Genomic DNA, 13,259 nt, shown 5'->3' with positions numbered 1-13,259 from the left:
GACAAACGATTGTTTTTTCCATTGACTTTTGTTTACTCAACGAACTATCTTGCAACCATCGAATAGCAAACAGCATACGAGAGGACCTTCCAGGGCCAATGAGGAGCATATTTACAATCCGCTTCAACCATCCTCGACCCCTTGTAGGATCACGCTCAAATAGAACTGTTCAACCATACCGCCGATGTGCTAGCGTTTTGTGCTAACGATAACATACCGACGCAACAGCGACACCCCAGCACCGGGCAGCACCACAAAAGGACGCAGGGTGTCGGAAGTTCAAAAGAATTAACCGACTGGAGGCAGAACACCATGAAATTTCATCCATCTTTCCCCCGCGCAGGTCTGTGGTCCGCCATTCTCCTGCTCCTGCTCACTGCCGTCACCGCATCCGCGCAGCTCTCCACAGCCACGCTCTACGGCACCGTCACCGACCCGGAAGGCGCAGTCGTCCCGCAGGCCAAAGTGACCATCACGCAAACGGAAACCGGCTTCGTCCGCAATGTCGTCACCAACTCCGACGGATCCTACCGCGCCGACTTCCTTCCCATCGGGCCCTATAAAATCTCCGTTGATGCCGCTGGCTTCAAGCACCTCGACCGCTCCGGCATCACCCTCACCGTCACCGAGCAGGCGCATCTCGACCTCGCGCTCGCCGTCGGCGGTTCCGAACAGACCGTAGAAGTCACCGCTGCCGTTCCTCTGCTCAACACAGGCAACTCCACGTTGGGCAGCACCGTCACCAACGTCGAGATCGACAACCTTCCCCTGGTTGACCGCAACGTCTACGCTCTACTCGACCTCACACCCGGCGTGCAGAACAACAACGATGCCGGAACGCGCGGCAACGGCGGCGTCATCAATCCGCTCGGCTACCCCGAACAGCACGTCAAGATTAACGGCTCAACCGACAGCTCCGTCGGCCAGGTCTCCTACTATCTCGATGGCGGGTCAAACATGACCGGCATCCGCAACACCGGCAACCCGCTTCCGAATCCCGACGCCATCCGCGAATTCGCCGTCCAGACCAACAACTTCTCCGCCCAGTTCGGCCGTTCTTCCGGCGGCGTCGTCACCGTGCTCACCAAGTCAGGCACCAACCAGTTCCACGGCTCCGCCTTCGAGTTCTACCGCGACCGTAACTTCAACGCGACCGAACACAATCAGCACGTCAAGACACCCTACAATCAGCACCGCTTCGGCTTTACCGTCGGCGGCCCCATCAAACGGGACAAGCTCTTTTTCTTCGGCTCCTACGCTGGATACCGTTTTATCTCCGCAAACAGCCTGACGAGCACCGTACCCAGCGCAGCCATGGACACCGGCAACTTCTCTGAAAATCTGCCTACAACTGGACTCACCGGAGCTGCCGCCTGCGCTGCCAAAGCCACATCGACGAAGTTCTATGTCTGTAATCCGGTCACGCGACTGCCCTATCCGGGAAATATCGTTCCCACAACCGACTTAGACCCCACCGTCCTCAACATCATCAAAGCTGGGTTGATTCCCACCCCGAACCCGAGTGCGCCAGGCGACACCGCGTATACCCGTCGCGACCTGCAACGCTTCACCCAAAAGACTGACGAGCAGCTCTACAAAGCCGACTATCAGATGACGGCAACGCAGCGCCTCTCGCTCAGCTACTTCCACCAGACCGGCGACTACGTTCTCAATCCCTCAGGCAATAACATCGCCAACTGGACAACCCACAACTACAAGTTCTACCAGCACAACGCCAACATTCAACACGTCTGGACGCTCACCAACAACACCGTCAACCAGTTGTACCTCGGCTACACGCGCCTCATCGGCGGTCGTATCGCCACTCCCGACCACAGCATTGCAGCCTACGGCTCCAAGTTTGCCGAACAACTTGCCGACGGATCGATCTGCGGCACCGGATCTCAGATCGGATGTTCCATGGCACAGATGTCCGTCAGCGGCTGGTTCCAGGCAGGCAATGCGATTACTGGCCCAGTCAGCGGCAATAACGTTTATCTCTTCCGCGATGTCATCAGCCAATCGCACGGCGCCCACACGCTTTCCTACGGCGGCGAAGCCAATCTGGAGAAGGATGCACAGCAAACACTCCTGAACAACTATGGTGTCTTCAGCTTCTCGCAAGTCAACAACACCAAGGGCAGAACTTCGGCGGCCATCACCGACTTCTTCTTCGGTCGCCCCGCATCCATGAATCAGGACGTCCCCGTCTACGCCAACGGCAACTACTGGAACTACGGCCTCTTCTTCCAGGACGACTGGCGCATTCGTCCCAACCTGACCCTCAACCTCGGCGTTCGTTACGACGTGCAGACCGCACCGGTCGATACCCAGCGCCGCAATCTGAACTTCATCCCCGGCGTGCAGTCCACCAAAGTCCCCACAGCGCCTCTCGGTGTCCTGTTCGTGGGCGACAAAGGCGTACCCCAGGGCGGAGCGGCCACCAAATACAACCACGTCTCCCCGCGCATCGGCCTTGCGTGGACTCCCTTCAGCGACGGCCGCACCGTCTTCCACGCCGGCGGCGGCATCTTCTACGGCAGCGTCGCAGGTAACCTCTTCGACTACCCCTCCAACGGCCTGCCGTTCTCCGGCCGTCCCAAGTACAACAAAGTCATCTCTGTAAACGACCCCTACACGGGAGACCCGAGCGAGTTCTGCCCCAACCCCGAAGGCGGCTGCACCACTGGCGTCTCGCCGTATCCCTATGTCTATAGCCCCACAAACGTGAAGTTCTTCGTGCATCCTTCGGCCATCATCGCCTTCGACCGGAACTTCGATTGGCCAGAGATCTACCAGTTCAACGTTGGCTTCCAGCAGCAGTTCACCCACGGCTTCGCCGTTACCGCAAACTATGTCGGCTCCATGGGCCGGAAGCTACCCATATTCAACGACATCAATTACCCCATCTACACTCCGGGTGCGCCCGCCACTGCGCCTAAGGCAGGAACGCCTGCGGCCGCAGTGGGTGCAAACTATCCGAACACCTCCGCCACCATCGACAACCGCCGTCCGTTCAACCAGACCGCTGCTCTCGGCGGTACAGGCTCACCTGCAACAGGCGGTCTTGCCGGCAATCCCACCTACCAGTCCGTCAATGTCATTCAATCCTCGGAATCCGCCAACTACCACGGACTCCAGATCTCCGCTGTGCAGCAGCTCACGCATGGCTTCAGCATCCGCGGCTTCTACGTCTGGTCCAAGACCCTGCAAAGCGAGCCGCTCGACAGCACAGGTAACACCGGCAACAGCGCCGCCACTGCGCCCGAAGACCCGCACTTCAAGTTCCTGGACAAACAGCGGTCCGACTTCGATCAGCGCAGTGTCAGCACCATCTCCTTCGTCTACAAGCCGACGTATGGCTTCCAGAACTTCGCAGCCCGCCATCTGGCCAACGGATGGACCGTCACCGCCATCCTCCGTATGCAGAGCGGTCAACCCTTCAACATCACCACCGGCACCGACGTTAACGCCGATGGCAACAACAACGACCGGCCCAACCTCTCCGGCGACGGCATTCCCCACACCAACAAAGGCAAGTCGCGTGTTGCGGAGATGCAAAGCTGGGTCAGCGCAGCGCCGTTCTGCACCTTCGATCCTTCAACCGGAGCTTGCCCCGGCATCGGCCCCGGCGGAGTGGACGGAACCTACCGCGCCAACTCGCTCGATGCTCCCGGCCGGCGCGGCATCGACGCTTCCCTCTTCCGCGAGTTTCAGATTCACGAGAACCTGAGATTCCAGCTCCGCGGCGAGGCAACCAACGTCTTCAACCTCACCAATCTGCCCGCGCCTTCATCGACGAGCGGCTCAACGGCCTTCGGTCGCATCAACGGCACCATTCAGGGTGGCAGCTTCTCCAACCGCATCATCCAGGTGGGCGGACGCATCCTCTTCTAAGGCAACCTGCAATCATGTCCCGGAGCGCACTCCACGCTCCGGGATTTTTTTGTCCGCAGCAGTCCACCCTTTTCTGTCGCGCCAATGTTGTCATTCTGAGCGCAGCAGCCTGCCCTGAGCAAAGTCGAATGGGAAGAACCCCCGCATTTTGCTCATTGCTGCACGAATTCTCCTTCTAAGGAGCCTCTGATTAAGTCTTCGCTTTGAAGGGGCGTGGCTTCAGCCACGCCATCATGTCCCTCAATGCAATGGAGCTTTAGAGGGTGCTGAAAAAGTCAGTTTTGCTTAAGGGCACGGCTTCAGCCGTGCCGCTAACGCTGCAAAATCAACGCGGCTTTAGCCGCCGAGGTACGCTTTCTTCCCGGCGAGACACTTTTTCAGCACCCTCTTTAGCCCCTGAGGAAATCTTCGCGGACTTAATCAGACCTTCCCTAAAGCTCGCTCAACCTCGACGAACCGCTCTGGCCTGTAACTCCCTTCAGGCGTTTCGGTATAGTTAGAATCTCTGGCATTCTCCCTTGGAGGTCGTTTCGTGCGAGTACGAAGTCAAGCTGTGGCTGCCGTCCTGCTGAGCATCACCCTCTGCTGCGCGGCCAGCGCGCAGTATCTCGAAAGTCTTGAAAAGCGGACCACCGTCAAGGTCCTGCCTAACGGCCTCACCCTCATCCTCAGCGAGCGCCACGAAGCCCCGGTCTTCAGCTTCTACACGCTCGTCGATGCAGGCTCCGTAGACGACCCGCAAGGCGAAAGCGGCCTCGCCCATATGTTCGAGCACATGGCCTTCAAGGGCTCAACCGAGATCGGCACCACCAACTACCCTGCTGAAAAGCTCGCCCTCGCCAAAGTAGAAACCACCTACGCTGCCTACGACGCCGAGTACCGCAAGCGCGTCCGCCGCGATCCCGCAAAACTCACGCAGCTTAAAAAGGCATTCGACGAAGCCCAGGCTGCCGCGCAGAAATTCGTCATCCCCAACCAGTTCTCCGAAGTGGCCGAAGAAAACGGCGCCGTCGGCATCAACGCCTCCACCGCAGAAGACTCCACGCAATACTTCTGGAGCATGCCCTCCAACCGTCTCCAGCTCTGGTCCTGGCTCGAAAGCCAGCGCATCGGTCACCCCGTCGAGCGCGAGTTCTACAAGGAGCGCAACGTTGTTCAGGAAGAGCGCCGTATGCGCGTGGACTCCTCGCCCATCGGCCGCATGATCGAGCAGTTCCTCGCCACCGCCTACACCGCCCACCACTACCGCGTCCCCGGCGTCGGCTGGGAGAGCGACATCAGCCAGGTCTCCGCCGCCGAGGCCGCAGCCTTCCACGCCAAATACTACGTCCCCTCCAACATCGTCATCGCCGTCGTCGGCGACATCAACACCGCGCAGGCCCTGCCCGTACTGGAGAAATACTTCAGCGCCATCCCCGCCGGCCCCAAGCCGCCCGAACTCGCCACCGTCGAGCCACCTCAGACCGCCGAGAAGACCGTCACCATCCGCGAAGCCACCCAGCCCTTCTACATCGAGGGCTACCACAAACCCGACTACCGTGACCCCGACGACGCCGTCTACGACGCCATCGCCGACATCTTCTCCAACGGACGCACCGCGCGCCTCTACCGCTCGCTCGTCCGCGACCAGAAGATCGCCGCCGAAGCCCAGGGCTTCTCCGGCTTCCCCGGCGACAAGTATCCAGGCCTCTTCGCCGTCTACGCCGTCCCGCTTCCCGGCCACACGCCCGAAGAGATGCGCGCCGCCATCCACAAGCAGCTTGATCTGCTCCGCACCACCGACGTCACCGACGCCGAGCTCGAACGCTTCAAGACCCGCGCTCGCGCCGACATCCTCCGCGGCCTCGCCGACAACCAGGGCCTCGCCCACAACCTCGCCGAGTATCAGACCCGTTACGGCGACTGGCGCGAACTCTTCCGCCAGCTCGACCGCATCAACGCCGTCAACAAAGCCGACATCCGCCGCGTAGCCAACAAAATCTTCACCGCCAGCAACCGCACCAGCGCCAGCATCGAGTTCACCCCACCCCACCCGCCACCTCCCACAAGCGCCCAGCCAAACGCCGGAGGTGCAAAATGAAGAAATCTTTCTCCGTAAAAAATAGTGCCGTCATCCTGACCCTGAGCTGGTCGAAGGGGAAGAACCCCCGTATTTTGCCTGAAGTCAGTAAAACGTTCCGCTTCTGGATACGCCAGGCCTTCAGGCTTGGCCCTCTGGCTTCCGCCGGAAAATTAAAGGGCTTTAGCCCCTGGGGCATGCTTTGTCCGACTGAAGCAGCCTCTCATGCAAACGCTGAAGACCAGAGCCATGCTCGCCGCTGGAATCCCATGAAACTCGCCCTGACCGCCCTGCTCACGTTCTCCCTGCTGGCACCAATCAATGCCCAAACCGCCACCACGCCCAAGTCCGCGCAGCACGCCCAGGCCCAGCCCTGGACAAAAATCCCCATCCCGCCGCTCCACGCCTTCACCCCGCAAAAGCCCAAACGCATCGAGCTGGCCAACGGCCTCGTCATCTTCCTCCAGGAGGACCACGAGCTTCCCTTCATCAACGGCTCCATCCTCATTCGCGGAGGCAGCCGCGACGTGCCCGCCTCAAAGACCGGCCTCGTTGACATCTACGGACAGGCCTGGCGTACCAGCGGCACCGCATCCATCTCCGGCGACGACCTCGACGACCAGATGGAAGACAAGGCCGCCTCCATCGAAACCTCCGGCGGCACCGCCTCCACCTCCGTCACCTGGTCCAGCCTCACGCCAGACTTCGACCTTGTCTTCGGCCGCACCGTCGATCTCCTCCTCCACCCCGCCTTCAAGGCCGACAAGCTCCAACTCGCCCAGCAGCAGCTCGCCACCGGCATCGCCCGCCGCAACGACGACGCCAGCGGCATCGCCGTCCGCGAAGCCGTCAAGCTCGTCTACGGAGCCGACAGCCCCTACGCCCGCCAGCCCGAGTACGCCACCGTCCTCGCCGTCACCCTCGCCGATCTCCAGGCATGGCACGACCGCACCGTCGTCCCCAACAACATGATCGTGGCCGTCTCCGGCGACTTCAACTCCGCCCAGATGGAGGCCAAACTCCGCGCCGCCTTCGAGCCGCTCCACCGCGGCCAAGCATTCCCGACCGCAGCCGTCACCTTTACCGACCCCAAACCCGGCGTCAACTTCGCTGAAAAATCCGATGTCAATCAGTCCAACGTCCTCATCGTCGGCCTCGGCACCGAGCGCCGCAACCCCGACTACTACGCCCTCAGCGTCATGAACGAAGTCTTCTCCGGCGGCTTCGGCTCGCGCGTCGTCCAGGACGTGCGCACCAAACTCGGCCTCGCCTACGATGTCGAGGGAGCCTACGGCGCGTCCTACGACCACCCCGGCATCTTCTACGTCCTCGCCGGCACCAAGAGCGCCAGCACCGTTGCCGCCACCAAAGCCCTCGAAGCCGAAATCGAACGCCTCAAAACCGAGCCGCCCACCCCAGCCGAGTTGCGCAAGGCCAAGGACCAGCTCCTCAACTCCTTCATCTTCCACTACGACTCGCCCGACAAAATCCTCAACGAACAAGTCACGCTCGCCTTCTACGGCTACCCGCTCGACTTCCTCGACCAGTACAAAGCCGGCATCGAAAAAGTCACATCAGCCGACGTCTCCCGCGTAGCCAACAAATATATAGACCAGTCCAAACTAGCCACGGTCGTCGTAGGCAACGCATCCCAGATCACACCCAAACTCGACACCCTGGGCCCAGTCCACACCCTCGACATCACCATCCCACCTCCACCACACAACGAGCAGGCGCAATAGCCCTATCTGCTGTCGCGAACCCGGATTCGTTTCATTGTTCAGGAACACAACCACCGACCAGGGGACAAAGGCCCGCCCTATACCAGCCCGGGGCGCAGCCCCATGCAAAGTTGCAGAACAAATCCAGGGGCTGAAAGCCCGGCATATAGATTTATCGTTCTCACACAATCTCTGAAAGGCAAGTGGCCCCCTTCACCTTCCAATCAGCCACAACCCTTCGGGTGCCCATCCTTCGCGGCCTCATGCGAAGGGTGGGAACAAACACACCCCAACCGTCTTCTTGCACGTTGTTCTGCACACGCCGTCTACCCGCGCACCCCTGCCGGACGAAGGATCGTCACCCCCAGGTTCAGCGCGAACAGGCTCACAGCGGCAAGTTCAATCACCGCCGAGACCGGCAAAATCCTCCACGCCGGAGCCCAGACATTTTCATAAGCCAGCGGCTCTGCAAGCACGCGAAGCAGACACCCCGCAAAGAGCAGATAGAGCGACCAGCCCATCAGCCGTGTGCTGAACAGCACATGCATTCCACAGAACGCCGGCAGCACCCGCTGTCCGATGGCGAACACCATCAGCGCGACAAACCCTACGGTCAAGGCATGACGGCTCGCTCCCCATATCCCGCCCGACACGTCCCAGCGAGCGGCCATCATCGCAAGTAAGCACGAAACCAGCAGCCACGCATACGCCAGTCGCACGAAGGACGGAAACATGCGATGCACATTCAGCACCTTCGGCGGATTCACTGATCGTTCCCAGACATGCAGCGCGTCAATCGCCAGAATCGCAGCCAGCAGAAACAACGCCTCGGCCACAGGAAGAAAGCGAGTAAACGTAACCATGACGCCCGCGATGCTCAAAGCATAGGCAGCGTAGAGAGACCTCTGGTTCGGTGCCCGGAGTCCCAGAAACACAGGCAGCCACCGTGCATTGAACCCCCAGATCGTAGGCACAAGCACGCCCCACACAGCGAGCACCACAAACTGCTGGTCCACCACATGCGGCAGCGCAGCAGAGTTTCCGCGCACGGCTTGCTCAAACAGCATCCAGCCGTTCACCGCAAGGACAACCAGAAAGGCGAGCGTAGCGCACCCCACCAGAAGCAACCATGCATTGTCCTTCGTGCCGCTGCTGGCAGGCCGATGCCTCCGCACTGAAACGTAGAAGGCAAGAAAGCCCGCCAGCTCCAGAACTGCGGAAACAGGCAGAAGCACTCGCCACCCATCACCCGTCACTCCGCCGATCCAGCGGAGCAGCACGCCGGCCGTCCAGAGGCTCCAGGCGGTCCAGCCTGCCCGAACCGGAAACGCCTTCGTGCTCTTCATCTTGGTCAGCGAATAGAACCCGATGCCCAGAATGAACGACCCGACCCAGCCGAAGATCTGCGCCTGTCCATGCGCCTGAAGCCACGCCTGCGGGACCATCTCCGGGCGATGCCCCGCCGAAATATCCAGCAGGTTCCACACCCCAAGAAAGGTGCCCGGCAGCAGCATGAAGACCAGCCCGCTCGCCACAAAAGCCGTGACCAGCCGCTGGCTCCGCTGCTCGCCGCGAATACGGGCCGCATCCGGTTCCTGTACCGCTGGATGAAGTGCGGAGTTCATACCTGTCCTCTTCTCTTATTCTCCTCTTCACGCACCAGCGTACGCTCCGACAAAGGTCATTGACGAGTCTGTCATGCAGCCTCTACATGTCGAGTGCCCCACCCTTCGCAGCTCCATGCGAAGGGTAGGAAGAAACACACTCCAACCGCATTTTGCTCTAGGCAGCCTCCGATTAAGTCACCGATGGTTGCCCGTCATTCTGAGCGAAGCGAAGAATCCCCGTATTTCCTTTCTGCGCCGATTCATTCCGTGGCCCTCCGACACTTAATTAGAGCTTCCCTAGTACACTTCGCCTTGTGAAATCCTGATGCGCCGTGAACAGAGCCGCTTTGGGGGAGGATTGAGTACACTTCTGCTATGAACTTCAACCTCGCAGAGATGCCGCTTCCGCTGCGCTTCCGGCCCGAGACGCCGATGAGCGATGAGGAACTGATGCGCTTCAGTGCGGCGAACGACGCTCTGCGTGTGGAACGCGATGCCAATGGAGAGATTCTCGTGATGACACCCGCAGGAAGCGGAACCAGCAGGATGAACAGCCGCGTGACGCGGCTTCTGGATGAATGGGCCGAGGAAGACGGTCGCGGTGTGGCATTCGATTCAAACGGCGGTTTTACGCTGCCGGATGGGTCGATGCGGGCGGCCGATGCCGCCTGGGTTTTGTCGAAGCGATGGGAGGCATTGAGCGCGAGCGACCAGGCAAGGTTTGCGCCGCTATGCCCGGACTTTGTGATTGAGCTGCGTTCGCCAAATGACGCATTGAACGAGTTGAAGGCGAAGATGGAGCACTGGATTGCAAACGGGGCGCAATTGGGATGGCTGATCGATCCTGAGGAGAAGACAGTGCATGTCTACCGCCCGGGCGATTCACCTGAGGTGCTGCATCATCCGACTTCGGTGCAAGGGAGCGGGGTTGTGGCTGGGTTTGAGTTGGTGATGGCGAGGGTTTGGGAGTGAATTAAGGGAGGTTCAAGATGTGTTTTATTCGGTATCAATGTAGCGAGGCTGATCGACTAGACGAATTGTTCTCTGGCGTCCGAGAGAAGGCTAGACTTCTTGAGATGACGGGTCGGCTGAGTGAATTTGATGATACGCAGCTAATTCAACAGGAGAATGCGTTGCTGAACCAAATCAACGATCATCAGATTGCTTGCGGGTGCGGTCGACGTAATGATTGGTAAGTCTTTGATCTCTTACTGAGAGCAATAGATGATGTCGCGGCTTTTTTTTAGGCTTTTCCATGAAAATAAGGCGAAATACGTGCCAACAACGTAATCCAAGGCTACCCAGGTTGAGCGGTGAGTATGAGCTAGAAACGCGATGACCAAGACGGCTCCAACGATGCGATGACCCCACCAAATAAGCATCGACAGGTCACCTCTGTAGTCGCCGCCAGCAATTTCTTCGTTCAGGAGGAGCAACAACAGCACATTGAAATGAAGGAAATACCAGATGCCCCCCTTTACGCCGAGGCCGTTCCCCGCGAGGTAAATGAATGCAAATGCTCCAAAGCCTATTCCTGCTCGGAACAGTCTTTTACTCCGTTCATATTGGTCGAAGAAACCGATTGCGCTGAGGGCTAAGACGCACAGTAAGACAAAACCAACTACAAAGCTGGCCATTGGAAATAAGCTACTTATATCTCTAAATGCCTGTCTGAACAAATCTTGAGGTATGCAAATTGACGCGAGGAGCAGAGGCAGATAGAGCAATCCCCAATAATTGACGGTGGTGATCGAAAGGTTTTGAGCGTCACTGGGTTGTTTACTCACGGCGAATTTCTCCGACGACGGCCTTTCACGGTTTTTTCTCGGCTTACGCGCGGGAACTCTATCTGAGTTGAACATTTGACGTAAACGATAGCAATCATATTTTCAGCTAACTGACCACAACTTGCGCGATAGGCCAATCTTTGGCATACTCGAAAGAGCGTCTCAACCTGCCGTTGAGCGCAGTCGATGACCACGCCCGGAGGGAACAGGCTCCGATGGGGTGGGAGATGAGGGAAGATGGCACGGAAGATTTCCAAGAATTTGGCGAAGGCGCGCGCGCTCGTTGAGCCCCGCACTTACGTTCTGGCGGACGCGGTTCCGCTTCTCCAAAAAGCAAAGTATGCGAAGTTCGACGAGACCGTCGATCTGACGCTGCGTCTGGGCGTTGACCCCAAGCACGCCGACCAGATGGTGCGCGGCACCGTCGTTCTGCCGCACGGCCTGGGCAAGTCGAAGATCGTGGCCGTCATCGCCTCGGGCGACAAGGTCAAGGACGCGCAGGCGGCGGGCGCGGAGTTTGCCGGCGGCGAAGAACTCGTCGAGAAGATTCAGAAGGAAAACTGGACGGCGTTCGACGCCCTGATCGCCACGCCCGACATGATGAAGTCGGTCGGCCGTCTGGGCAAGGTGCTCGGCCCCAAGGGCCTGATGCCCAACCCGAAGACCGGCACCGTGACCACCGATGTGGTCTCGGCCATCAAGGAGATCAAGGCTGGTAAGGTCGAGTTCCGCACCGACAAAACGGCGCTGGTTCACGTTCCGGTCGGCAAGCTCTCGTTCGACCCGCAGAAGCTCGTCGATAACGCGAGCACGGTCATTGCGAGCGTGGTGAAGGCGAAGCCGTCGGCAGCCAAGGGCAAGTACATCAAGGGCGTGACACTCAGCTCGACGATGGGCCCCGGCATCCAGCTCGACCATGCGGCGCTCGAAGCGGCGCACAAGGCGTAACTCAGGATTTCTGCCGCGCGAGGCGGCGCAATTTTCGGCTAGCAATTCGGGCTAGCAGTTAAAGGCTAGGTTTTTATGGCACTCAGCAGGTCATCCAAGTCGGACAAGGTGAAGAAGCTGGCGAGCGAGCTCGAAAGCTCGACCTCGGCCATCATCGGCACGTTTACAGGGCTTACCGCATCGAAGGACTTCGAGCTGCGCAAGACGATTCGCGGCGCGGGCGGCCACTACCACGTGCTCAAGAATAAGCTGGCGGCGCGCGCGGGCGAGGGCACAAAGATCGAGGCGGCGCTCAAGGGCCTCAAGGGCGTCTCGTCGGTGGCGTTTACCTCGGGCGACCCGGTCGCGTTGGCCAAGGCGCTCTCGACCTGGGTCAAGGAAAACTCCGAGTTCACCTTCAAGCTGGGCATCATCGACGGCAAGGTGATCAACGTCAAGGAGATCGGCGACCTGGCAACGATGCCGGGCAAGGAAGAGCTTTACGCGAAGCTGCTCTTCCTGATCAACTCTCCCGCGCAGCGTCTGGCGACGGTCATCAACGCCACAGGCCGCGACCTTGCGGTTGTCGTCAATCAGGGCGTCGAGAAGGGCAAGTTTGCCGGTGCGGCTGCTCCGGCGACCGAAGCGGCTCCGGCAGTCGAAGCGCCCGCGGCGGAAGCGCCTGCGGCGGAAGCGCCTGCGTCCGAGGCGTAAACAAAGTTTCGTCCAGTCTCCCCGGGTGCGCTTGTCTGGGCGCAACGGAAACCCGGAAGGGGTTGGACAGCCGAAGCGGCAGCAGGGCTTCGGGGAGCAATAAGTAGTTGATTTTGAAGTACTAAGTTTAGTTTTGAATTGGAGAAGAACATGGCAGACATCCAGCAGTTGGAAGATTCAATCGTTAGCTTGAGCCTCCTGGAGGCTTCGGCTCTGGTCAAGAAGCTCGAAGAGCGTCTCGGCGTCTCGGCGGCAGCGGCAGCGGTTGCTGCGGCTCCGGCGGCGGGCGGCGGTGCGGCAGCTCCGGCGGCCGAGGAAAAGACCGAGTTCACCGTCATCCTCAAGGATGCGGGCGCGAACAAGATCAATACCATCAAGGCTGTACGCGAAGTCACCTCGCTTGGCCTGAAGGAAGCCAAGGACCTGGTGGACGGCGCTCCGAAGCCCTTGAAGGAGAACGTCTCGAAGGAAGACGCAGCCGCTATCGCCAAGAAGTTCGAAGGCGTGGCGACGGTCGAAGTCAAGTAGTTACCTGTCGGCTTGCGCG

Annotated in this window: 9 protein-coding genes; 7 read left to right on the top strand and 2 right to left on the bottom strand. The window is 59.7% G+C overall.

What is annotated here, in order from left to right:
* Positions 1-312 precede the first annotated feature (312 nt).
* The 3 genes from VFU66_RS02330 to VFU66_RS02320 all read left to right on the top strand — a co-directional run bounded on the left by VFU66_RS02330 (position 313) and on the right by VFU66_RS02320 (position 7,698).
* Positions 313-3,897 (top strand): outer membrane beta-barrel protein, encoded by a 3,585-nt coding sequence (locus VFU66_RS02330; protein ID WP_326444621.1) that lies wholly within the window; start codon positions 313-315, stop codon positions 3,895-3,897.
* A 532-nt stretch (positions 3,898-4,429) separates the two neighbouring features.
* Complete coding sequence (locus VFU66_RS02325; RefSeq protein ID WP_326444620.1) at positions 4,430-5,977, top strand: M16 family metallopeptidase; 1,548 nt, start codon at positions 4,430-4,432, stop codon at positions 5,975-5,977.
* A gap of 248 nt (positions 5,978-6,225) precedes the next feature.
* Entirely contained in the window at positions 6,226-7,698 is a 1,473-nt protein-coding gene (locus VFU66_RS02320) for a M16 family metallopeptidase (RefSeq protein WP_326444619.1), read from the top strand.
* Between the two features lie 305 nt (positions 7,699-8,003).
* Here the strand turns inward: VFU66_RS02320 and VFU66_RS02315 are convergent, their stop codons facing one another.
* The gene (locus VFU66_RS02315) at positions 8,004-9,302 is read right to left on the bottom strand and encodes an NnrS family protein (protein ID WP_326444618.1); all 1,299 of its coding nucleotides are present in this window, start codon (positions 9,300-9,302) and stop codon (positions 8,004-8,006) included.
* A gap of 357 nt (positions 9,303-9,659) precedes the next feature.
* Between VFU66_RS02315 and VFU66_RS02310 the strand changes: the two genes are divergently transcribed.
* On the top strand, positions 9,660-10,256 hold the full coding sequence (locus VFU66_RS02310; RefSeq protein WP_326444617.1) for a Uma2 family endonuclease: 597 nt from the start codon (positions 9,660-9,662) through the stop codon (positions 10,254-10,256).
* A gap of 236 nt (positions 10,257-10,492) precedes the next feature.
* On the opposite strand, the gene VFU66_RS02305 is transcribed toward VFU66_RS02310, so the two are convergent.
* Entirely contained in the window at positions 10,493-11,071 is a 579-nt protein-coding gene (locus tag VFU66_RS02305) for a hypothetical protein (RefSeq protein WP_326444616.1), read from the bottom strand.
* A 237-nt stretch (positions 11,072-11,308) separates the two neighbouring features.
* Here VFU66_RS02305 and rplA point away from each other — a divergent pair, with 237 nt between their 5' ends.
* From rplA to rplL, 3 genes are all read left to right on the top strand, one after another.
* Positions 11,309-12,019, top strand: a complete 711-nt coding sequence (rplA, locus tag VFU66_RS02300; protein WP_326444615.1) for a 50S ribosomal protein L1 — start codon at positions 11,309-11,311, stop codon at positions 12,017-12,019.
* A 75-nt stretch (positions 12,020-12,094) separates the two neighbouring features.
* Positions 12,095-12,712 carry a 50S ribosomal protein L10 gene (gene rplJ / locus VFU66_RS02295; protein WP_326444614.1) on the top strand — a complete coding sequence of 206 codons (618 nt, stop codon included), beginning with the start codon at positions 12,095-12,097 and terminating at the stop codon, positions 12,710-12,712.
* Positions 12,713-12,862: 150 nt separating this feature from the next.
* Positions 12,863-13,240 carry a 50S ribosomal protein L7/L12 gene (rplL, locus tag VFU66_RS02290; RefSeq protein WP_326444613.1) on the top strand — a complete coding sequence of 126 codons (378 nt, stop codon included), beginning with the start codon at positions 12,863-12,865 and terminating at the stop codon, positions 13,238-13,240.
* Positions 13,241-13,259 lie beyond the last annotated feature (19 nt).

The sequence above is a fragment of the Edaphobacter sp. genome (genome assembly GCF_035763405.1).
GTDB lineage: Bacteria > Acidobacteriota > Terriglobia > Terriglobales > Acidobacteriaceae > Edaphobacter.
The sequence above is the reverse complement of the archived record's forward strand: the minus strand, read 5'-3'. Positions and strand labels throughout refer to the sequence as shown.